At 71.2% G+C, this 22440-nt stretch carries 14 protein-coding genes; 6 read left to right on the top strand and 8 right to left on the bottom strand.

Annotation, left to right across the window (positions count from 1 at the left end; genetic code table 11):
* Window positions 1-3 precede the first annotated feature (3 nt).
* The 5 genes from ACFW1A_RS00855 (at window position 4) to ACFW1A_RS00835 (ending at window position 9096) form a co-directional block, all read left to right on the top strand.
* The gene (locus ACFW1A_RS00855; protein WP_380401853.1) at window positions 4-4269 is read left to right on the top strand and encodes an SbcC/MukB-like Walker B domain-containing protein; all 4266 of its coding nucleotides are present in this window, start codon (window positions 4-6) and stop codon (window positions 4267-4269) included.
* Window positions 4266-5642: a DUF2399 domain-containing protein gene (locus tag ACFW1A_RS00850; protein WP_380401783.1), complete on the top strand. Its 1377-nt coding sequence runs from the start codon at window positions 4266-4268 to the stop codon at window positions 5640-5642. The genes ACFW1A_RS00855 and ACFW1A_RS00850 overlap by 4 nt, the downstream gene beginning before the upstream one ends.
* 1103 nt (window positions 5643-6745) lie before the next feature.
* The gene (locus ACFW1A_RS00845; RefSeq protein WP_380401778.1) at window positions 6746-7159 is read left to right on the top strand and encodes a hypothetical protein; all 414 of its coding nucleotides are present in this window, start codon (window positions 6746-6748) and stop codon (window positions 7157-7159) included.
* A gap of 394 nt (window positions 7160-7553) precedes the next feature.
* Complete coding sequence (locus ACFW1A_RS00840) at window positions 7554-7916, top strand: hypothetical protein (RefSeq protein WP_380401774.1); 363 nt, start codon at window positions 7554-7556, stop codon at window positions 7914-7916.
* Window positions 7917-8106: 190 nt separating this feature from the next.
* Window positions 8107-9096: a hypothetical protein gene (locus ACFW1A_RS00835; protein WP_380401771.1), complete on the top strand. Its 990-nt coding sequence runs from the start codon at window positions 8107-8109 to the stop codon at window positions 9094-9096.
* 351 nt (window positions 9097-9447) lie between these two features.
* Here the strand turns inward: ACFW1A_RS00835 and ACFW1A_RS00830 are convergent, their stop codons facing one another.
* From ACFW1A_RS00830 to ACFW1A_RS00815, 4 genes are all read right to left on the bottom strand, one after another.
* Complete coding sequence (locus ACFW1A_RS00830; protein ID WP_380401768.1) at window positions 9448-11856, bottom strand: Helicase associated domain protein; 2409 nt, start codon at window positions 11854-11856, stop codon at window positions 9448-9450.
* A 71-nt stretch (window positions 11857-11927) separates the two neighbouring features.
* Complete coding sequence (locus tag ACFW1A_RS00825) at window positions 11928-12632, bottom strand: helix-turn-helix domain containing protein (protein ID WP_380401765.1); 705 nt, start codon at window positions 12630-12632, stop codon at window positions 11928-11930.
* The gene (locus ACFW1A_RS00820; protein ID WP_380401762.1) at window positions 12629-14821 is read right to left on the bottom strand and encodes a hypothetical protein; all 2193 of its coding nucleotides are present in this window, start codon (window positions 14819-14821) and stop codon (window positions 12629-12631) included. Before ACFW1A_RS00820 ends, ACFW1A_RS00825 begins: the two co-directional genes overlap by 4 nt.
* Window positions 14822-14826: 5 nt before the next feature.
* A complete protein-coding gene (locus ACFW1A_RS00815) occupies window positions 14827-15411 on the bottom strand; it encodes a DNA-binding protein (RefSeq protein ID WP_380401759.1) in 585 nt (194 codons plus the stop codon).
* A gap of 223 nt (window positions 15412-15634) precedes the next feature.
* Here ACFW1A_RS00815 and ACFW1A_RS00810 point away from each other — a divergent pair, with 223 nt between their 5' ends.
* Entirely contained in the window at window positions 15635-16933 is a 1299-nt protein-coding gene (locus ACFW1A_RS00810) for a helix-turn-helix domain-containing protein (RefSeq protein ID WP_380401756.1), read from the top strand.
* 217 nt (window positions 16934-17150) lie between these two features.
* Here ACFW1A_RS00810 and ACFW1A_RS00805 read toward each other — a convergent pair whose 3' ends face one another.
* From ACFW1A_RS00805 to ACFW1A_RS00790, 4 genes are all read right to left on the bottom strand, one after another.
* Window positions 17151-18104 carry a hypothetical protein gene (locus tag ACFW1A_RS00805; protein ID WP_380401753.1) on the bottom strand — a complete coding sequence of 318 codons (954 nt, stop codon included), beginning with the start codon at window positions 18102-18104 and terminating at the stop codon, window positions 17151-17153.
* 502 nt (window positions 18105-18606) lie between these two features.
* Window positions 18607-20274, bottom strand: coding sequence for a hypothetical protein (locus ACFW1A_RS00800; RefSeq protein ID WP_380401750.1), 1668 nt, complete (start codon window positions 20272-20274; stop codon window positions 18607-18609).
* 417 nt (window positions 20275-20691) lie between these two features.
* Window positions 20692-21429, bottom strand: a complete 738-nt coding sequence (locus ACFW1A_RS00795; RefSeq protein WP_380401748.1) for a hypothetical protein — start codon at window positions 21427-21429, stop codon at window positions 20692-20694.
* Window positions 21430-21510: 81 nt separating this feature from the next.
* The gene (locus ACFW1A_RS00790; protein WP_380401745.1) at window positions 21511-22110 is read right to left on the bottom strand and encodes a hypothetical protein; all 600 of its coding nucleotides are present in this window, start codon (window positions 22108-22110) and stop codon (window positions 21511-21513) included.
* Window positions 22111-22440: the final 330 nt, after the last annotated feature.

Here is a 22440-nt window from a genome sequence, read left to right as displayed (position 1 = left end):
GACATGAGCAGCACGACCGGGGTGTTCGGCGAGATCGAGAGTCTGCCCGAGGCGGGGGAGGATTGTGCGCAGGTCCTGCGGCCGGCGTCCTGGGACCGGTTGGCTCGGCGCTGGCACCTGGTGGCGGTGGGCGTCAGCAACGTGTGGAAGTTCACCTGCGAGGTCTACATGACTGAGCGTGGGCGGCTGATGTGGCTGGCCAGCAACGGCGTGGGCAAGACCACGATGCTGGAGATCTCGATGCCGTTCCTGGTGGACCTGTGCACAGAGCCGTACAAGATGTCGGTCGGCAACGGGCGCCACACCCGGTTGGAGACCCTGATGGCGACCGGCTCGGGTGAGCGCGCCCGCCGGATCGGCTACCTGTGGCTGGGTTTCGAGAGCCCGCAGGACGCGAGCGGCCGGGGCGACCGGCAGTCCTACGGGGTGCGGATCGAGTTCACCAGCACCTCCAGCACGCCGATCGTCCTGGTCCCGTTCCGGCTGCCGGGTGACGTAGCCGCGAGGCTCACTCTGCACGGGGACAGAGGCGAGGAGGTGCCGCGCGAGGACTTCGCCCAGCAGGTGACCGAACTTGGCGGCCAGGTCTTCGAAGGCGCCGACGCCTACCGAGGGGACCTGGCACGCCGCGTGTTCGGCTGCACAGTGGTCGAGTTGATGGACCTGTGCGACTCCATCCGCAAGGTTCGCGATCCGCGTCTACTGCAGGCCGCCAAGGTGAAGGATGCCGAGAAGGCTCTGCGGGAGGCCTTGCCGCGCGTCAGCGAGGCCACCGTCCAGGCGGTCGGCGAGGCGTTGACGGCGGCCTCCGGCACCCGGGCCCGCTACGAGTACCGCCACCGCACCAGTGAGCTCACCGCCGAGCTGGCCGAGCGATGGGGTAGGCACGTCGCCGGCCTGGCCGGTGACCGGCTTGCCCAGGTCGAGCAGCTCATCGAGGCACACGCCGTCGCCAAGGCCGAGGCCGAGCTGGCCGCCGCGCGCCACGCCGAGGCGCTGGAGGAGCATGCTCTCGCCGACGAGGTGCTGGCGGACCTTCGGGAGGAGGAGGTGCGCTGCGAAGAGGATGCGCGGGTCAAGGGCGACGCGGCCATGCGCAGCGACGAGCGGATCAGCGCGACGCGGGAGCAGCTGCGGGCGGCCGACGAGGCGGTTCAGACGCGAAGGGCGGCGCTGCTGGCGGCAGTGGAGGCCGAGCGGGAGCGGGAGGAGTCGCTGCTGCGGGAGGCCCGGCTGCTGTGCGGGGACGTCAACCGGCTGGCCGCGCAGGCCCACGAGGTGGATCGCCTGCTGCTGTTGGCCGAGCAGCCGGTGACAGCCCGGCAGGTGGCCCGGCAGGAGCTGCGGTTTGGTACGGAGAGCGTGGCTCGGGGTGATGCTGCGGACATCCACGCGGACCCGGCCGGGGTGGTGGCGATGGTCGCGGCCGTGCGGGAGGCTTGCGAGCGCCACCGCCTGGTCGTCAGCCACGCTTCGACGGCGGTCGCCGAACACGCCCGGGTCAGCGAGGCCTCGCAGAGAGCCGCGGCCGCGCGCTCATTGGCCGGCGCCCAGGCCGACCGGGCCGAGGAGGACCGGCAGGCGCACCGGGTGGCCCAGCAGGCTGGCGACCAGGCCGGGGCCGATCACGTGGAGGCCGTCGTCGACTGGGCGGCCTCCTTGTCCACCCGCTTCGGCCTGCACCCGCGCCGTCCAGCACCAGGGGGCGGCGATGCGCCGGGTGAGGCGGTGTTCTCGGCGGCCGGCATTGCGCTGTGGGCCGAGCAGACGGCCGGCGCCGAGCCGGGCGAGGTTCTGGCCTGCACAGCGGCGCTGGCAGGCCGAGCGCACGCACTCGCCGAGCGGCAGCGTGAGCACTCCAGCCGCCGCGGTGCCGCCCACCAGCAGGCCGCCGCCGAGCTGTCCCAGCAGGCCGCAGCAGCCGCGCAGGAGGCGGAGGCGTTCGCGAACGGCCGGCTGCCCGCCTTTCCCCTGCCGCACTGGGCCGGGCCGGGCGAGGAGCAGGACGCCTTCGGCGCTGCCCTCCGGTGGGGTGCTGCGGCGCCGGGGCCCGGCCGCGAGCGGGACCTGCTGGAGGCCGCGATCGCCGCCACCGGGCTGCTCGGTGCCACGCTGGACGCGCAGGCCGTGTCGGCGCCGGGCCACTGGCGCGTCGAGGCCTTGGGCCCCGTGGCGGCCGTGGGCCTGGACACCGTCCTGGCTCCCGAACCGGGCCATCCGCGCGCCGCGGCCGTCACCGCGGTCCTCGCCCGCATCGCGCTCTCGGACTCCGCCGACGCCGGCGAGGACACGGGTGCGCTCGTCATCGGCCGCGATGGCACCTTCCGCGCCGGCCCGGGCTACGGCCGCATCCCAGGGGCAGACGATGCCGGCCTCCTGGAGACGGCCCATCACATCGGGCTCGACAACCGCCGGGCCGAGGCCGGCCGCCGGGCCCACAGGGCGCGCCGTGAGGCTGACGCCCTGAGCGGGCGAGCCGCTGTCCACCGCCGCGCGCTGACCGCGCTGACCACGGCCGCCGGAAAGGTGGCCGCGGCGGTTGCCGCGTTCCCGAACGACCAGGCCCTGCGGGACGCCGACACAGTGCTGACCGCGGCCGCGATCACCGCGGCGGCATCCCACCGTTTGGCCGCAGATCTGGACGAGAAGGCCCAGCTTGCCGAGGCCGACCACCGTGTGGTTCAGGAGGACTGGCGCGCGCGGACCGAGCAACTGGGCCTGCCCGCCGACCTGGAACGGCTTTGCAACCACCAAGCCCAGGCCCACCGCACGGCCGACGCCCTGCACTCGACGGCCGAGAACCTGCACCAACTCGTCGACCGCACCCGAGACCTGGCCGCCCGGGCCGACGGCATTGACCGCCGCAGCGACGCCCACGAGGTGGCCGTCCTCGCCCTGAACGAGCACCTGGGCGAACGCAACCGCCTCCAGCACACGCTCGATGCCCAACTGCAGATTCACGGCGTCGAAGTGACAGACATCCAGCAAGCACACACGCAGGCGCTTGCGGCACTGCAAGCGGCCCAGGAGCTGCGCCGCAAGGCGCAGGCACGCGCCACCGAAGCCGCCGCCGCTCGCGGTAAGCGCGAGCGGATCGCCATCCAGGCCGCCGCGGCCGTCAGGGACCCCAACGACATCACGCAAGCGGCCGACGACCTGCGGACCCTCCTGGACGTCGACGGCGTCGCCGAGGCGCTCGGCGGTCTCGACACCAGCCTTCCGGACGACGGTCTGCGCACCGAACTGGCGTCCCGACTGACCGGGCTCACCCGCTGCCGCGCCGGCGAGGTCCGCGACGCCGCCGAGCACCTGAGCGCGCACCTTCGCGGCCACACCGACGACGAGGACTGGCGCCTGGAGTGGGCCCAGGAGGAGGACGGCACCGGCGTGCTGCCGGTGCGCCTGGCCCGCATCGGCGCCGCCTACGCCCCGCCGCGGGCCGCCGAGCTCACCGCCGCCGCCAGCGCCAGCGCCGAGGAAGAACTCACCGTTGCCGAGCAGGAGGCGCTGGACGACTTCGTCATCGGCCAGATCCCGGCCGCTCTGGGCGCCGCCTGGCAGCAGCTGACGCAGTGGATCCTCCAGGCCAACAAGCGCATGCTGCTGGCGGCCGCCTCCTCCGGCACCGGTGTCCAGATCAGACGCGAACTTCGGCCCGGCCTCGACCCGGGGCTGCGCCGCATCTACGAGCTGACGTGCAAGAACTCCCGAGCCTCACGCACTCCCGAGCAGGAGGCCGAGGTCCGTTCCGAGCTGCTTGCGCAACTGCGGCTGACCGGCGAGCACATCCGCATCTCCAGCGCGGACACCATCGAACGGCTGAAGGCGGTAGTGGACATCACCTCCTGGATCGACATCTCCTACATGGTCCACAAGACCGGCCAGCCGCCGGCCAGGCTGACCGACAAGTCCGGCGTGTCCGGCGGCGAGCAGCGCCTGATCATCCTCGCCCCGATGCTCGCCGCGCTGGCCGCCGAACTGGACCGGCTCCACCCCGCCGCCCCGCGGCTGGTGGCCCTGGACGAGGTCCCCGCCGAAGTCGACTCGGTGGGCAAGGACGGGCTCGCCCGCTACATCTCCCACCTGGACCTGGACATCGTGTGCACCAGCCACGGCTGGGACGGCTCTCCCGACTCCTGGGACGGCATCGACATCTACACCCTGGAGAAGCTGCCCAACGACACCGTCACCGCCAGCCCCATCCACGTGCGCGAAAACCAGCTCGCCGACCTGCTGGAGGAAATCCTGCGCGAGGCGGGCAAGGCGTGAACGACTGCACCGTGTGCCCGGGCGCCTGCGAGGGCGCCCGGCTCGAGCAGCTCACCGCCCCGGAGCTGGCCTGGCTGTGGGAGAAGGTCGCCGACCGGGCCGACCGCGACGGTGATTGCGACCTGACCACGGGGCGCCTGACGGTCGACGTCCCCACGGATCCGCTGAAGGCCAGTGCCGCTGGCCTGCTGCTGTCCAAGCGGCCCGCGATCGGCGGAACGAGCTGCCGGTGCGACCTGGCGCACCTGACCGCGATGCTTCGCACGCACGGTCCCCGCCTGACGCCGGCCGCGGTGGCCGCCCACGCGCTCGGCCGGCGCCTGGGCGTGGAGACCATGGCCCGCCGGGCCACCCGCCGACGCACCCAGGACATCACCGAACAGCTCACCGACCTCCTCGACCGGCTCCCGCCCACCGCCCGGGTGCGGCCCGACCCGAAGCAGGCCGTCGAGATCCTGCGGGCAAAGCGGTGGGTTCACCGCCTGGCCCACGATCCCGAGGGCCCCGACCTGGCCGTCCTGGCGGTCGAGACCCTCGCCGCGCTCCCCGCCGCCGGCCGGCGGATCGACCGGCGCCTGCTCGCCCAGCAGCTCACCGGAACCCCCAAGGCCCTCGACCGCGGAAGCATCCTGGCCGGCCTCGTGCTAGCGCTCGCCACTGCCGACTCGCCCGGAGACCCGGGCGACAACCGGGGGGCCTGGGACCTGATCGGCGTCGACCTGGACGGCCTGACCGGCGGCCTGACCTCGCTGCAGATGTGGCCCGCCGGCTACACCGTCCCGCCCCACGACCCGCTGACCCTGACCCCCCACGTCCTCGCCCGCTGCACGTGGCCGGCCTCTCCAGCACCGGACTCGTGGGTCTTCGTCACGGAGAACCCCTCCGTCACCACCGCGGTGCTCGACCAGGCTCCACTGCCGCCGCACGCACGGGTGCTGTGCACCAACGGCACGCCTTCCGCCCTGGAGGTCGCTGCGATCGCCCGCCTGGCCGAGGCAGGCTGGCGCATCGCCGCCCGCGCCGACTTCGACGCGGCCGGGCTGCGCCACGTCAGCGCTTTGACCGCCGCTCACCCAGGCATCGTCCCCTGGCGCATGGCCGCCGACGACTACCAGGACGCGGTCGTCGCCTCGGCCCGGGCCAGGTGGGCACCCCGGGTGCAACCCAACGAGCTGACCGCCACACCCTGGGACCCGGCACTGGCGGAGACCATGCGCCGACGCGAGCTGCCGGGTTACGAGGAGGCGCTACTGAGACTGCTCGTCGGCGACGTGCTCGCCGGCCACCCGCCGACCGCACCGGACCCCTCACCAGTGGGGCCCGGGTCGGGGTCCAAGGTGATCCACCCGTCCGGAATCCAGCCGCCCACGTAGCCTTCGAGGAAGATCTCCACCTCCTTGGGCACCCGGTCCACTACCCCGCGCAGTACGGAGATCTCCAGCCACCGCACCGCAACCCCCGGGGCCAGTCGCAGCACTCGCCCCGGCAGGACCAGCACCTCACCCCGCGTCCGGTCGAGCAGCCGGCCCACGCAGCCGCCCAGACGGACCGTCGAGCCCGGCAGGAACACACACTGCCTCCCCGGGGCGAGCAGGGCCGGGCGTACAGGGATTGCCGGCAGCGCCCAACGGCCCCGCTGTGCTGCGACAAGCACCCGGTCCCGACCGTCCAGCGCCGCAACCACGCCGGAACACACCTCGGTGGGCGGGAGCCATGAATCCACACACAGTGACATATCGACAGGTAAGCAGACGGATCTGACAAAAAGTACCGACGTGGTCGCTTTCCGTCACGGAGCGGCGGGCTGTCGATTGCGGGCACCAGTGGTGGGCAGCCGGACCCCCGCCAGTTCGGTCCAGCCCGCTCCACTGACGAGCCTGAGTCCCTCGAACTCCAGCGCCATCAAGTCCGCGCTCGCCCGAGAGGGGCCGTCCAGCAGCCGGCGGACCGCCGCGGACTACATGGCGAGCAGCGCAGCTCGGACCACACAACCGCTCGGATCGGCCTCGAACCGAGGCCCCGGAGCCGCTGCGGCGGGACGCTGGGAGTGCAAGGCACGTCCGGGCCCCTGCGACTGAGAGACTAGTGATCATGACCGAACGTCGCCCACTGTGGCAGCCATTCTCCGAACCCGCTGAGGGCCTCCCAAGTGCGGACCAGGGCACAGAGCGTCAACTGGCATCCGTGGAAAGCTCCCCGTTCCAGGAAGCAACACCCATCGCTCCGCGCCCCGCTCCGGCTCCGGGGAGCCGGCGACCGCTCGGCCCCGGCGGCCGGCTGTTCTCCGCGCCCCTTACACCGGACGTAACGGCCGGCTGACGGGCCGTCCAACGTGCAGCGCGGTCGTGAACAGCGCCATCGCGAACCGCCCTTGACCATGGGGAAGTGACCATCCAGAAGGCCCAGCGCCGCGTGACTCGCCCGGTGGTCGGACGTTGAACGCAGGCCGATCGCCCCGCACCCTGGAGGTCACGCCATGCGCCAGCCCCGCACCGCCCTCGCCGCCATCGCGCTCGGCATGTTCGGAGCGGCACTGGGGGCTCCGGCCGACGCGAGCAGTCTGCGCGACACCCCGCACCAGTCGATCTACCTCCATGCGACTGCCGGCGACAACAGCTCGGACGGCGTCGCCGATATCAGCGTGACCGAGGACCGCGGGGGCTATCGGATCCACGGGTACGTCGAAGCCGTCAAGGGATGTATGACGCTGAAGGGCGTCGAAATGCACCTCGGCACGTACCTAGGCGGTGACACCATCAGCCACGTCTGCGGCGAGGGGCGGAAGGACCAAGTCGATGCCTGGACCCATCACTCCGAGATCGTGCTGTCCGCCGAGGTTCCGCACGGGTTCGGCCGGGATTCCAGCATTGTGACGTTGACCGGCCGCTGAAGACCGCCGCCACGACGCGGCTAATCCGCGGGGCCGGGCGGGAGAAGCCGGAGCCGATCGCCTCCAACCGCGGGGCCGCATTGCTCACCGCCGCCAGCCCGCAGCAGCGGTCGTGACGTTGAGCCGCTGGCCGTGCCCCTCATCGATGCGGGCCACGGCCAGCGGTGCTTCTCAGGGCGGCGGCAGCCTAGCGCCTGGACCCAGTACCGGACCACGGTGTTGAGACCCCACGCAGGTGCCGGTCGATCGCCGGCGTGAGTGACCCTGGGCGGCCTTCTCGTGGACCAGGGCGTGTGTGGCCGAGCTGGACCCAGGTTGACGGCGTGGCCCCGATCGAGTGGATCCGCATTGAGAGGCCGCACCGGTGTCACACGCCTCCCCTACCGTCCTGAACATGACCCCTGCGACAGCAGCAACGCCCGCCGCGACCGCCGTGCGAGCTCACCGGGACAGCAGCGGGCATCCCGCCCTCGGCGGCGCGCGCGTCACCCACATCTCCGTCACCCTGCACGAGGCCCTGCTCAGCCTCGCCGCCCAGCTCGATCCAGCTGCGGCGATCGCCGACCCAGAGAGCGCCGTGAGCGAAGCGCTGCGACTGGTAGCGGCCGCGGCCTACGACACGGCGGAGCCCGGCGAGGCCCCTGGGCTCCTGTACGTCACCCCGTCCGTCACCCAGCTGGGCAGCCGTCCGGTGTGGCTGGAGCGGTCCCAGTCGGACGGCCCGATCACCGCCCGGTTCCCAGCCGACCGGTGCTGACCTTCCAGCCGGCCCCACCCCGGGACACTGTCGGCCTGACCCCACACTGCCCGGCCGCCCGTCAACCGGCGTTGTCCGGTGGCCTCTTGCAGGCGGTTGTCGTACGCCAAACGGGTGACGGCGGCGGAGCCGGGGCGCGGCCCGGCGTCATGGTGGCTGGACACAGTTCCGGGCGGTGGGAGCAGCGACAATGAAGTTCGAAGCGGTCACTCTCGACATGGCCATCCTTGACTTCCCCACTGCCGCCGAGATCACCGCCTTGCACGGCGCGCCCCTGCGCTCGTTGGCGGACACCGGGACCGAGGCGGTCGCCGGGATCGTAGGCACGTCTGCCGAGCGCGTCCGGGCCCGGCTCACCAAGACGGCGGGCGTCAAGCACCTCCAAGCGGCCGACGACGAGGACCTGCGCGAGTGCCTGCGAGTACTGCGGTGCTGGCTCACTGATCCGGCCTCCTACACCTCATCAGGCGCGACACCGAAAATCCGGCGCCCGGAGGGCATCGGCCAACTCCCCGTGCCACGCACCGTCAAGCATGCCCACGGCGACATGACGTGCGGACTGTGCGCCGATCCGGTCAAGGCCGGTGACGTCGTCGGCCGGATGCGCAACCCCAAGGACCGATTGTTCGTCCCGATGGGCTGGCTGTGCGCGCACTGCCTCTACGAGCGGCGTGAGAAGCCGCGGCGGCGTGACGTGGTCCTGCGGATCTTCCACCACTTCTTCGCCAGCAGCGCCGCGGGCCTGAACGCCCACGAGTGCGACGTTCTGCGGATCTGGCTCACCGAGACCGAGGCGCCGGCGGCCTCCAGCGCGTGGCGGGAAGAGCCCCTCAACGGCACCCTGGCTCGGCTGGAGACCAGTGTCACCGAGGGCAAGGGCACGACGTGGATCCCCATGCCGACTTCCTGCACCATCATCAGCGCCCTCCTGGACGCGCCTGGCAGCTCTGAGGCGGAGACCGCGATCCTGGGTGCTGTCGCCCAGCACCTGAACGAGTGGAAGACCAACCCTCGGGGTATCGAGGCCCGCCGGTACGGAACCGGCCCCCGGTACCGAGCCGCGGTTCTTAACGCGACGGACCGTCCGACTGTGCTCTCCGTACGTGGCGGGCCTTTCGACCTCCACCACACCCCGTCCTCGGTCACCGAGACGGCCGACGCTGTAGACAGCACCCAGTGACCAGCGCGTCCGAGGTCATCTGACTGAGCCCATCACCTGTCAGGTGGATCCGCTGGCTGGCTGCGATGTCCCAAGGCCGCCCTCGTGGAACGGCTCATGGACACGTTTTCGCACTACCTGGCCAGCAGGATGCGACTGGTAGTCCCGGGTCGGCATGTCTGCCAGCTGAGTGCCCGCTGTCTGGGAATTCGGGCGGCTCGCCGCCGGGCACGGGCGCGAGCAGTGGCGTGGGCGAGGTGGGTGGTGCCGATCGTAACCAATGGTGTCGGTGCTTCCATCTCGTCTCCCTCGTTGGTCGGGGTCGGCGAAGGTGGTGCCCGGTCGGGTCGACCGGCCAGCCGCGTGTACCGGTCAGTCCGAGGTGTTGCTTTGGAGGTGCTCGCGCAGGGCGTCCAGCAGGGTGATCTGCTGGGCGGTCAGCTTCCCGGCCGCGCGGGCGGTGTCCTGCTTCGGGAGCCACTTGCCCGGCCGCAGTGTCGGGTCAGCCGGTCCGCCGGCGCGGTTGACGGGACCGGTGAGCGTTCCGCCGGCCTGGAGGTAAGCGACCACCCTGCGGTAGGTGCGGCTCCATTCCGGGGCGAGGCGCCACAGCGGGTCGAGGGCGTCGAGTGCCGCCTGCTGCTCGGCGGTCAGGTCGGGGTCGTTGCGCTGGCGGTGCATCCAGCGGCCCACGTTGTAGTCGTCGAGCGTCTCCCTGCTGGGGATGGCCAGGTCTGCGTGGAAGTGGTGGTAGGCCTTGGCGTAGGCGAGGCCGCGCTCCCAGGCCTGGGCGGTCTTGCTCCAGATCATGCCGATGGCGTCGAGCTCGGACTTGCGCGCTGGGTTCAGGGTGCCGGTCTCGTTGAGGTGGCGCTGGTTGCGAAGCCAGGTGCGAAGCTCGCGGTTCTCCTCGGTGTCCGCGGGGTCGAGGTGGCCGTGCTCGATGTAGAAGACGGTGGCGACCGCGAGCATGCGCTCGAACTCCTGCGCCCGGGGCGAGAACATGCGCAGCTTGAGGCTGCGCAGGATGTCGCTCTGGTGGCGGGTGGCGTCGATGCGCAGCCAGGCGAGGGGATCTTCCTCGCTGCTTTCCCCGTTCGGTGTTCCGTCGCCGTCCGCATCGTGCTCGGTGTCGTCCGCGGTGGTGAGCCGGGAGTCTGTCTTGAGGGTGTGGCCCTGGTGGCGGTGGGTGCGCAGGTCCGCGACACGGCCGACGACTCGGGAGTCGACGGAGGCGAGTGCGCGCAGGACGTGCAGGACCGGGGCGTAGGCGGAGGCGCCGACCGCCTGCTCGGCCTCCTCCTGTACCAGGGGGCCGGCCTGGCCGACGACGGCCGGGTCGGCGGTCGGCAGGTCGTCCGCTTCCTCACTGTCAGCGTCCGGGCTGGGGAGGTAGACCGGGATGATGACGTACGCGACCTTGCCTTCTTGGGGCTTTTGGCGGACGGCGCGGCCCAGGGCTTGGACGATGTCGACGACGGACGTCTTCGGGTCGGCGAACACGATCGCGTCGACCGCGGGCATGTCGATGCCCTCGGCGAGCAGACGCGCGTTGCACAGGATGCCGCACTCCTCGCCCTCCTCCCCCTCCCGCTCCCCGGTGTGCCTTCGGAACTCGTCGAAAGCCTGCTGTCGCTCGCGGCGGGGGTCGGTGCCGGCGACGGCACGGGCCCAGATCCGTTCTGGGCGGTCGTAGTCCGGGAGCAGGGCCGCGGTCTCCGTGATGGTGGCGGCGAACTCGCGGGCATAGGTGATCCGGGCGTGGAAGGAGATGATGCGGCGCAGGCTCAGGTCGGCGATCGCCCGTAGGACGGCGACCTGGAGGGCGAGCCGCTGGAGGTCGACGTTCGTGCGCTGGGAGCGCAGGTCGGCGATCGAGGGCAGGGAGAGGAGGTCGCAGAGGTCCTGGTCGGTGACCACCGGGACGAGGATCTTGTAGTCGGCGATCCAGCCGCCGACCACGCCCTGCTCGAAGCTCCACCGGTAGATCGTGGGGCCGAAGACCGTCTCGTTGTCCATCGAGTAGAGCGAGGGTGCGGCGGTCCCCATCACCAGGTCCGAGAGGTCGGCGCCCGGTGTCTCGGCTGCGATCCGCGGGGTGGCGGTGAAGTAGAGGCGGCGCAGGGCCGGGACCTTTGCGTCTTCGTGGACGGCCGCCCAGCTCTTCTCCAGGGCGCCGGCAGTGCGGTGGGCCTCGTCGACGATGACCAGGTCCCACTGGGGCAGGCCGTATTCGTCGTGGGCTCGGACCAGCCGCTCCAGGGAGGCGTAGGTGGCGTAGACGGTGACCGGGTGTCCGGCGGGGACGCGGGTGACCAGGTCAGCCAGCTCGGCGGCGTCGGTGGTGACCCACCCCTCGATGTGCGCGCCGGCTTCCGCGCTGTCCAGCGCCTCCTCTTTGGAGCACGCGGCGATCGCGACGCCGCGGCGTCCCCCGAGGTGGGACCACGAGGTGGCTGTCTGCTCCAGCAGCTCGATTGTGGGCACGAGCACCAGGGCGCGGCCGTAGGGGGCGAGGCGCTTGGCGCAGGTCGCGGACACCAACGTCTTGCCTGCGCCGCACGCCATCTCCAGGATCCCGCGGCCGCCGAGCTTCGTGTGGCGCACGGCCGCCCGCACGGCGTCCTTCTGGTAGTCCCGCAGGTCGGCCAGGCGGACACGTGGGGTCGACAAGCGGCGGGTGCCCGGCCGGACGACGGCTTCAGAGAGGGTGGTGGCCTCGGCGAGCGTGGCGGCGGTCTGCGGCGAGAGGGTGCCGGTCTCGGGCCCGGTGGTGTCCACGGAGGAGTTGTCCTTCTCTTTCGGCGGTGAGTGGGTCGGGGCGGTGCCCCCGGGGGTGACGGGCGGTCGGGCTACGAGCGGCGGGGTACCCAGCCGCGGACCTCCAAGTATTCGATCTTGGAATCGGGTACGGCCCGGCCGGTCTCCACGAGCCACTCCTGCATGGCCTCGGTGACGTCGCCGTGGTGTTCGCCGACCCGCCGGGACCACTCCGCCGCGTCGAATCCGCCGCTGGCAGCGCTGCCGTACATGCGCTCCTCGGTCCCGTCGGAACGGGGCAGGACGCCGCGGCGCAGGCCCGGCGAGTCGTCCCGCGATCCGGCTGAGTGGATGAACTGATCCCCCTTCATGCGCACGGTGAAGGCCAGACAGCCACCCGCCTCGCCCGTGGCGTGGACGACCTTGGCGAGGTGGGAGGCGCCGGAACCGATGGCCTGCCTGCCTGCCCGGCCGGTCATGCTCTTGCCCGGCATACCGATGATGTCCCGGCCCCGGACCCGTGCCCTCTGACCGGTCTTGGTAGTGCGGCGCTGGACGTTCTGCTGGGCGATGCCGGCCAGCGCGTCCTCGTCGCGCTCGCCGCCGCGCACCGCCCGGACCAGTTGGCGCAGGGCGGCCACCAGGCTCGCCCCCTTGCCTTTGCTGAAGATCTGGCTCACCAGGCTGGCGTCACGGCCGAGCATCTTCGCGACCTTGCGCTTGGTGAAGCCCTGGTCGAGGAGCTCCTGGGCGAGACGGGCGGCCTCGCCCGGGTTGGCCGGGTCGGCGGGGCTCACAGGTCAGCTCCCTTCTGGGAAAGGTGAATCCGGCCTGCCTGACGCAGTTCCAGGAGTTCGTCTAGCGTGGCCGGGGCAGGGACGGGTCCGGGCAAGTGGCCCTTGAGGAGGTACTCGCCCGGCTGCCCGCCGTAGGGCCACCGCACCGCCTCGGTGGTGTAGATGGCGTCGGTGCGCAATGCGACGACGGAACCCGGGGGGAGGTGGAGTGCGCCGACGCGGGCGATGACCTCCTTGCCCTCCTTGATCGTCATGTCCAGCAGAGCGGCCCGGGCACCGGACCAGACTCCGGCGGACCACTCCGGGTGTGCCCAGGGATCCTTGGCGAGGCTGGTGACGCGCTGCCAGGTGGTGACCTCGCTGTCCTGACCGAGGATCTCGGCGCCGTCGGGCACGGGCTGGCCGACCGGGGTGGTGCCGGTGTTCACCCGAGGCCGGCGCGCGAAGTCGCCGATGCCGTACAGGAGGATCGAGCGGATCCCGCGGGAGGCGAGGTGCGCGGCCCGGCGCTGGCGCTCGTCGGCGTGCATCCGGGAGAGGTTGACCAGGTCGGACCAGGCGGTCTTGAGCCTGGTGGACCACTCGTCGAGCGGCTTGCCCTCCTTCCACACCAGGCCGTCGAGGATCTCGATCCGCCACGGCGCGATGGGGTTGTTGAGTGCGACGTTGACTTCGGCTCCCCCGGCCCAGGTCGTGAACGTGGAGCCGGGCGTGGCCGGGTACTCCCAGGTCCGGTCGCCGGGCACCGGCGCGGGTAGCAGGCCGATGTGCTGCCAGCCCTGCGGCACAGTGGCGCGGATGTGCCAGTGCGAGGGGGCCATGAGCGCCTTCGTCTGCTGCTTGGTGTCCATCGCCTGGAAGGACCGGGCGGTGACGCGGGTGGGAGCCCCGACGCCGGAGCGCCAGGTGTGCCGGCCGTAGGCGAGGGTGCGGTCCAGCTCGACGAGGGCGGGTAGTTCGGCGGGAACGCGTGGCGGCACGATCAGCTCGGTGCGTCCCTGGCCGGCGGTTGCGTGCATCAGCGCACGCAGTTCCTCGCTCATCACCGGGTAGCCGCCGGCGAACTGGCCCGTCACCGGAATGGTCCGCTTCCACAGGTCACGGCCCATGGCCGACGGGACGGCCATCATCACCGTGTCGGACCACTGCCGCTGGAGCGCCTCGTACATGAGCATGAAGGCCTGACGGACCATGACGACGTCCGATCCCTCCGGGTCGAACCACTGCCCGACCGAGTGGATCTCCACCCTCTCCGCGCCGCGCTCGACGCCGGCCCGCGCGTACCGGCCTACGGGGTTGCGCTCGTGTACCAGGTGGCTGGCGAGCCGGTCCTGCCCCGCGCCGCGAGCGCTGTTGGCTTCCCACCGCGGACTCGGGGCGTTGAGCCATTCCGCGACGGCCTGCTTGAGGGTCGGGTAGCGCTCGGCGCCCAAGTGCCAGGGGTCACCTGCGGTGACGTAGACCCGCTGGGCGCCCGGGACGGCGGCGGTGACTGCGTCCAGGATCTCCCCCGGCGTTCGGCGGCCCAGCTCGACCCGCTGGACGGCGTCCACGGTAGCCAGGTCTCCGGTGCTCGCGTCCAGCCAGACCGTCACGTACCAGTTCTGCTCCCAGGTCGGCCGCCGGTTGGCCAGACCCTCGGTGAGAGCGGTGTACCGCGCGGCGGCCGGACCGTCCGGGATGGAAGGGAGAAACCGCTGCTGCTGGAAGCCGTCGGTGGGGGTCACCTGGGCGGCAGTCACCGGCGCCTGCGGCTCGGCCGGGGCCGGGATCTCCTCCACCCGGCTCCCGCCTGTCGCCGGCTCGGTCGCGGCAGGGACGGCTTCGGCAGCGCGGGATGCGATTGGCGCGGGCTCGAGGGCGGGCGCTGCAGCCGGGGCGGGCTCGGGGGTGGCAAGGGTGGGGGCCGGGGACGGATCGGTGGCCAGGGAAGCCCGGACTGTCTGCGGCGTCGGGTCGAGCACCGGGGCGAGGCGCACGACCTCGCCGACGGACATGCCAGCAGCCTTGGCGATGGCCTCCGCCTTCGCGTTCTCGTACGCCGCGGCACCGGTCACCTGCCGCCCCCGCTTGGCGGTGAGCTGGTCCAGTTCCTTCTGCGCGGCCGCGACCTTCTTCTCCGCGGTGGTGATGTCCGCACGCAGCTCGCGCAGGCTGGCGAGTTGGGTGTTGTACGTCTGGCGGTCCATCGGGCTCACTCCCCCTCATCGGCGGGCTGGTCGGTGGTGGTGCGGGTGGCGACGTAGGCGATCGGGCCGCTGGACTGGGAGTGCAGGCGGGCGCCGAGCAGCAGGTCGGCCAGGCGGCGGTCGTCGGTGCCGGCCGGGGCCGAGGCGATCTGGTTGGCCGGGTGGGTCAAGTCGGTCAGGTAGCCGGCCAGGCGGGCACCAGTGAAGCGGTAACGGGCCTGCGCCCCCGCTGCCCGGTCGGACGTCCACTCGTCCAGGCCGGTGAGGACGGCGACCACGAACCCGGCCACGGTGACCGGCAGCACCCTGGCGGCCGCCACTCGCGCCGGGTCGCAGCGCCACCAGCCGGACAGGGCTTCCAGCAGTTGCCGCTCGGTGAGGTCGGCGCGGAATCCGGACCATTCCCGATCCGGGTTCCCTGTGGCGGGCCCGGCGCTACTGGGTCGCAGGACCGGGATCTCCCGGTGAGGCAGGGTCAGGAGGTCGGCCGTCTCCCGCGCCTGCAGTATCTGGAGGGCGGGCAGTGGGAAGACGTATCGGCCCTCGGTCTTCGCACCGGGGATGACCCCGGTGGCCAGCAGCTTTCGCACGGTGGGTGCCGAGCATTCCAGGACCGAACCCGCCTGGACCGTCGTGACGTACACCCGGCACACTCCATGTCTTTTCGCCTAGCTGAAAGAACATGACCACTCTATGTGGTGCCGCCGTCACCTGTCTATGTCTTTTCTCAAATGGAGAAAGACATATGAGCTGCTGGCCGCCTACGAGAAAACGCTCCTGACGGACCCTCAGCCAGGCGTAGGATCCGGCGCCATGGCACTCACCAGCCGCACCGACGTGGTGGCGGCACTCAGCTCGGGCCGGCCCCAGGACCTGATCGGCACCACGGAAGCGGAATGGATCGACTTCAAGACCGCGCCCTACGACCTGAAGGAGCCGCGGGGCAAGGCCGAGCTGGCCAAGGACGTCGCCGCGTTCGCCAACCGGGCCGGCGGCCTGATCGTCTGCGGCATCAAGGCCGCCCAGCGGAGCGGTGAGCTCTACGAGACCGCCGCCCAGCTCACCCCCTTCGACCCGGGCCGCATCTCGGCGGACACCTACCTCAAGGCCCTGGCCAGCGAGGCCCGCCCCCTGCTGACCGTCCACCTGGCACTCTTCCCCCACCCCGACACCGGGGACGGGACCACTGGCTCCTACCTGGTCATCGACGTGGAACAGCTGCCCGAAGACCAGCGCTACGCACTGGTCCGGCGCACGATCGTCGACGGGAAGGTGAAGGACGGTTGGTGCGTGCCGATCCGCACCGGCGACCAGACCGACTTCATGTCCGCCGACGACGTCTACTCCCTCATCAACGGCGGCGTGCGCAGCCGGATGTACCCGGCCGCACCGACCGCTGCAGCCGTTCTCCCACCACTGGACCGAGCCGGGGCCCGGCAGGCGCTGGTCGAGCATCAGGGCTGGGACGGAGCACCGGTCCTGTTCTGGCAGAGCTCCCCCGACGTCCCACCGTCATTTCTGCCCACCCTGCACAGCGACGGCGGCATCCGCGGCGCCCTGGAGAAGCAGAAAGTGCTGCGCCACATGGGCTTCAACTTCTCCTTCGAGCACAACCGCGCGGTCCCGTTCGCCGGCGGACTGCTCCTGTCCGAGCCCCGCCGCGCCCTGGCGGTGGCCGCCGACGGAACGGTAACTGCAGCTGCTATCGCGAACCCGGACATGCTGTGCTGGGCCATGGCCCAGAACTACGGCGACGCCCACCGGATCAACGTCTTCGCCCTCACCGAGCTGACCTACGAGTACTTCCGACTCGTCGACCAGCACGTCGTCCCAGCCATCTCCGGCCGGTGGCGCCACCGCGTCGCCGCCACCGGGTTCGAGGGGCTACGCCTGGCCCCCGGCGCCAACCCGGTCTTCCCCCGAACAGGCTCTCCCCGCGAGGCCACCGCCGCGGAGTTCAACCTGGACTGGCTTGCCGGCGGCAGCCCGGAAGCGGACGCCTACCAAGCCCTTGCCCGGATCTACAGCGGGTTCGGGCTCAGCGGCGACGACAACCCCTACGTCCAGGACAAGCTGCTGGCCCCGGAGCTGCTGGAAGCCGCCTCCAGGTGACAGGGAGGCGTGTGCCGGTCGAGGTGCGGACCGGGATTCGCAGCCCGCGCGAGGGGTTCGGACCGTTCGACGCCACCAGCAGTTGCCGAGTCCGGTCCGCTGCTGGATGACACCTCGCGGGCGAATCAAGCCACCCGCATCGGCGGCACCGGCCCAACCGGGATCCCGGATGTTGTACAAGCCAATCGCTGGATCTCGAAGCCGGTCCAGACGCAGGTCAGAACTCGTACTCGTCTGCGGGGGTGATGAGGCCAAGCTCCTCGCTGTAGTGCAGGCCCCGGACGATGGGGTAGCCGTCCTGCCAGGTGTAGCCGAGGCGAAGAACGGTCTTCGGCGATGCCGGGATGAGGAAGTAGTCCGGCTTGGTCGGGTGCTTGCTGAACTCCTCGGCCATGGCCACGACGATGGAGTGGCCGGAGTCCGAGATCCAGGTGTGCCAGGGGGCCAGGTCGGCCGGAAGCTCGCCCGCATACGGCCGGGGGGTTCCTGCCGGGGCGGCGAGCCTGAGTGCCGCGGCGGCCAAGGCCCCTGGGGCATGCGCCGTGTTCGTGGCGTTGGCGGGCGACGCCTGGGCGAGCTGCGGGGTGCCGGCCGTGCTGTCACGCAGGGCCTCGAAGCGGGCGTCGGCGAGTAGGACGAGGTCTCGGGCCGACTGCTGGTAGTACCTGTTGATCTCGGCCGTCGCGGCGCTGGGGTCGTGCGGGTGCGCTCGCTGGCGGGCGACTGCGTCGCGTAGGGCGGTGGTGAACTCGGCCGGAGGTCCGATCAGGCGCATCGCCTGGATGATCCCGGTGTCGGCGTCGACGAGGGTGACGTACAGCGGGATGTTGCCCTCGGGCAGGTCGACCGGGACGGCCGCCGCCTGCCGGTGGTACTCCCAAGGGGCGTCCGACCACGAGAAACCGTGCTTGGGGTTGCTGTCGTAGGGGTCGGTGAACTTGTAGAGCAGCAGCGTGACACGGTCGCCGTTGACGATGGCGAACTCGGCGCTCCCCTTGCCGAAAGCCTTGACCTCGTGGTTGGCCGGCTTGCTGATGGCCAGAACGAACTCCGCGCCCTGGCGGGTCACCCGCAGTTCGGCGGCGCCGTCGGGCCACCTGGTGAGGTGGGGGCTGTAGAGCTGGCCGACAGCCAGCGCGCGCAGGGCCGGCTGCTGCGGGGATGTGCTCAACGGGAGATTCCTCTCGGGCAGGGAGGTGTTCTGGGCACGGAGGCCTTGGGCAGACCCCTGAGCCGGATTGTGTAGCGCCTCATCTGGCGGTAGGTCTGGTGGCAGCGTAAAGGCAATGTGTGACACAACGTCAGCGAAATGGTGCTTCTGGTAGCGGTGCTTACGGTGGTCGGTCAGTGTCGGCGGCCTGGCCGGGGCCGGTGTGGCCACCAGGCGGCGAACTCGACAGGCCAGTAGCGGGGCTGAGCCGCGCCCGGGTTGACCGGCCGGGGTGGCTCGGGCAGGGAAGCGTCCGTCTCGCGCGCCTGGGTGGCCTTGGCCAGCGCCCGAATCACGGTGGAGGCCTGGACGCCGTGGAGGCGAGCCAGTTCGCTACGCGTGAGCGGCCAGTCCGGTGTCTGCCCGGATTCCTTGCCGGGCGCGCTCGGGTCGGTCATTGGTTCCACTCCCAGGGGCGATAGGCCGGGCCGGCCGCCGCGCTGTGCGACCGGCCCGGAGTTGGTCAGGCGAAGCTGAGCATGACGTCGTCGTCGCGGTTGCACGAGTCGCACACTCGACCGGCGATGCCGGACGAGTCGTGGCGCTCGTGGCGAGCGCCGTACTGGCCGCAGTTGTCGCACCGAGGGCCGGAGGGACGCTCCCGGCGGGGCCCGGGCTCCCAGTGCAGCGTCTGGTAGCAGGCCTGCGCGGCGCGCTTCGTGGTGTACGGCTCGCTCGTCCCCTCATCGGGGTCGTAATCCTCGCCGTTGAAGCCGCTGCCGGTGAAGTAGATGCGCACCGACCAGCGGGTGGTGGTGGTGCCGTCCTCCAGCAGGTCGGCGTGCTCCTCCAGGGTTGCTCTGCGCCCCTGGCCGAGGCCCTTGTCGAACACTGCCGTGGTGGTCCGCGAGATCGTCTTGAGGCCGGCCACACGGTCCTGCTCTGCCTTCTCTGCGGCCAGCTTCTCCTCCAGGCGCTTCTGCCTACGGTCGGCGCGGCGCTGCTCGTCGGCCTTCTCCTTCTCCCGCTTCGCCTGCTCGGCAGCTTGGCGGGCCCGGTCCGCGGCCTCCTGCTCTTCAGCGGACGGGACGGGTGCAATCTCGCACATCCGCTGTCGAGGGAAGCTGAAGCGCTCGACGTGGTGGAGGACCACCCGCCGGCCCGAGCCGTCACGCCGCAGGACCCGCTCGGCCTGACCGACGACGACGCTCACCCCACACAGCTCGCACACCTCGCCGGTGGCGGCCGGCTCGGTGGGGCACTCCCGGTAGTGCTCGACCTTCAGGTCCTCTCCGTGGCCCACCAGGTGACCGTGTCCGACGGGCAGGTGTTCCCCGCACCAGCGACAGGCTCCGGCGATGTGGCTCGGGCGCTTGGCCTCGCGCACCACCTCGACCTGGTCCCGCGGGACTTCCTCGGCGGCCAGCAGCGCGAGGAGCTTGCGGCGAGTGGTCTCGCCGAACGCGGAAGCATCCTGCTGGAAGTGCCGCGTCCAGACAGGCTCGTCCCTGCCGATTCGGTAGACAGTGACCGTGGCATCCTTCTTCGCGTACCGCTCGCGGGTCCGCCAGTTTTCCGCCCAACCGGTGGTGGCCTTGTCGACCACGACGACCAACGCGCCGACGGGCAGGGCGACGATGTCGCCGGAGTTCAGCCACTCTCCCTGAACGGCTTTGCCGCGAGCCGCCGTCAGGTCCAGACCGGTCACGGTCTTTCGCCAGCAACCGGCCGGATGCAGGCCGGCCGGGACCTCCGGCACCGTGAAGCTGGCTCGGGCCCGGCGAACCAGCAGAGCTTGCCCCTCTCCGGTCGGCCTCTCGGCGAGCAAATCAGCGAGCATCCGGCGCGTGGCGGCACCGAACGCTGCAGCCTGGCTGCCGAAGGCCCTGCTGAAGACGGCGTCCTGCTCGCCCGCGCGGGAGACGGTCAGTGACACGGGCTTGGGCCCAGCGACGGAGGCCTTGTCGACCATGATGACCAGGCGGCCGACTGGGAGGGAGACGAGGTCTCCGGGGCGCAGCTCCTCGCCGAGCAGGCCACGGACGCCGCCATGTTGCTCGTCCAGGGCGGTGAGAGTCCGCCGCCACGAGCCGTCCGGCCGGTGGCCGTCCGGAACCGGCGGGACGGTGAACTCGGCGCGGCCGATGTTCTCGGGCTTGTGCGGGATGGGTCCTTCGACGGTGCCGGTCATGGGTTTGGCTCTCCAACTGGGTTGCAGCGGCGCCCCTTTGGCGCTGCTTGTGCCTCGACGTGACCAGCGTGGCACCCTTCACCCTTATGTGCAATCGAACATTGCAAATAAGGGTGAAAGAAGAGCCAGCCCGGGGAGAGCTGTCGAGGCACATCCACCGGACTGGCTTGCGCATCCTCCCACGGTCCCTGAGCCCACTCCCAACCACGATCGTGTTCTGAAGGCACGTGCACTTGCCGATGCGCTGGGCGAGAGCGATCAGCGTCCGCGACGGGTGGGGTCGGCATTGGGTTGCAGCGGTGACGGCCATCCAAGCCCGGGCAGGCACACGATGGCCGGCGGCTCTGGTTGTGGCCCAGGCGGTCGCCGTGGCGTAGAGCGTCCGGAGCCGCTGCGAAGGGGCGGGCGGATGTCGGGTCAGGTAGTTCGAGGACTGGTGATCCAGGCCCAGAGACGCGTCCACCGGCGGACGGGTCGGGGCGAGGGAAGTACGGTAGCTGCCTCTGCGGCCTGGCGCTCCTGCTCGGCGGCGGCCTGCCGCTCGGCCTCGGAGGCCAGGGCGTCCGCGGCAGCGAGCACCTGGTCGTGTTCGTTGGTCATGCCCCATGGCCAGTCCTCACGGCCGACCGGCAGCAGCCCTACCACGCGTTCCCACCCCCGGGCCTCGGTGATCGCCCGGGGCTCGTGCTCGTCCAGCATGTCCGCCTTCGAGTCGTAGCAATCGACCACGACGCCCGGCGCCAGCCCGACCACGACGGTGTACCGCTGCCTGTGCCGGTCGATCTCCACGCTCCACCAGGTCTTGCCGTGCCAGACCGCGAAGTGCTGGTCGGAGTGGGTGCCGTTGTACTCGCGCAGCCAGCCGGCGACGGTACTGCGGCTCCAGGCACGACCGGCCTGGGCGTTCGGGAAGGCGGTACACCGGCTGGCCTGGTCACCGAGCCAGGTCTCGCACAGGACACCGAGCACGCTGGTGCGGCCGAACCGTCCGACCTCGGTGGAGACGACCTGGGTGATCTCGCCGCGGTAGGACAGCTCGTACTCGACGGTGCCGGCGTTGATGGCGGAGGCGAACTCGGGGTTCTCGTGGAAGCGTCTGGTGACGGAACCCTGGGAGTGGAGCGGGCCGGTCCCGGCGGCGTCATGCGTGGTCATCGTGGCTGTCCTTCCTGAATGCAGTTAGGCGAAGGCGGAGTTCGACGGCTGATGCGGGCTGCCCTGGCGGGACCCTAGCGGTCAGCGGCCGGTACGGCGGGCAACTACGGCTGTGACGACGGCTGCCAGGACCCCGAGGGCCCGGTGCGCCGACTGGTCGAGCTCAAACAGGGCCGTGCCAGGTCCTGCCGGATCCGGCGTTTTGCCCGCGGAGCGGACTACGGTCGCCCTCTCCAGGTACCCGCCCTTGCCCAGGGCCTCTGCGGCGGCGATCAGGGGGCGGCGTCGGTCGATGAGGGTATGGGTGGCCAGAGTGACGGCGGTGCCGGCCAGCCAGGCCCGCGCCGGGACCCGGAAGCCCAGCGTTCGGGTGACAGCAACTGCGGCACCGAGCTGGACAGCGCTGTAAGTGAGGCTGTGGCGGACTGCGCACAGCCGGCCGAGGGTACTGCCCGTCACAGTTCGCACCCGCGAATCGGCGATGTCGGACTCGCTGGCGGGCGTACCGTCGAGCCGGACGCGGCTGGTGCCCTGCAGGCCCTTGAGCTCTGCATCCCGGCTGAGCTGGCACCACTGGTCCGCAAATCCATGAACGGCCTCGAAGGTGGTGGAGAGCAGCGCGCCGAGCGCTGCGGAGGACAGGGCATGGTTGGTGGCGCCGGATCGGGGCTGGGACGTCATGGGTTTCTCGTTCCTTGTTCCTCGTGGACGATGGCGGTTCCCGCGGTGGCCAGCCGTCCGGCCAGGAAGTCTCGGCCGCTGCGGGGCGGTTTGAGCGGTGCTGGCCTGATACCGGCGGTACTGCGTTCAGGTCTGATGGTGATTGTCGCGGCGTCCTGAGGCTGCCGAGCACTATGCAGCGGGCCTGTGGCCTCGGTCACACCGTACGGAAACGTCAAGGCGGTCCGGCCGGTTGGACCGGCTGGGACCGCCCTCGTCTGCTGCCCGCTGCCGGGAGACCCGAGTACCGTGTCGACGGTCCCCGTCACGTTGGCGGCGAAGTGCGGCAGG

Source organism: Kitasatospora sp. NPDC058965, from assembly GCF_042741245.1.
In the GTDB taxonomy this organism is placed as follows: Bacteria; Actinomycetota; Actinomycetes; order Streptomycetales; family Streptomycetaceae; genus Kitasatospora.
This window is presented reverse-complemented; position numbering and strand designations above follow the sequence as displayed.

Coding starts and splice junctions, on each gene's coding strand:
- ACFW1A_RS00855 (WP_380401853.1), top strand. CDS start 4: ATGAGCAGCACGACCGGGGTGTTCGGCGAGATCGAGAGTCTGCCCGAG.
- ACFW1A_RS00845 (WP_380401778.1), top strand. CDS start 6,746: ATGCGCCAGCCCCGCACCGCCCTCGCCGCCATCGCGCTCGGCATGTTC.
- ACFW1A_RS00840 (WP_380401774.1), top strand. CDS start 7,554: ATGACCCCTGCGACAGCAGCAACGCCCGCCGCGACCGCCGTGCGAGCT.
- ACFW1A_RS00835 (WP_380401771.1), top strand. CDS start 8,107: ATGAAGTTCGAAGCGGTCACTCTCGACATGGCCATCCTTGACTTCCCC.
- ACFW1A_RS00820 (WP_380401762.1), bottom strand. CDS start 14,821: ATGGACCGCCAGACGTACAACACCCAACTCGCCAGCCTGCGCGAGCTG.
- ACFW1A_RS00810 (WP_380401756.1), top strand. CDS start 15,635: ATGGCACTCACCAGCCGCACCGACGTGGTGGCGGCACTCAGCTCGGGC.
- ACFW1A_RS00800 (WP_380401750.1), bottom strand. CDS start 20,274: ATGACCGGCACCGTCGAAGGACCCATCCCGCACAAGCCCGAGAACATC.
- ACFW1A_RS00795 (WP_380401748.1), bottom strand. CDS start 21,429: ATGACCACGCATGACGCCGCCGGGACCGGCCCGCTCCACTCCCAGGGT.
- ACFW1A_RS00790 (WP_380401745.1), bottom strand. CDS start 22,110: ATGACGTCCCAGCCCCGATCCGGCGCCACCAACCATGCCCTGTCCTCC.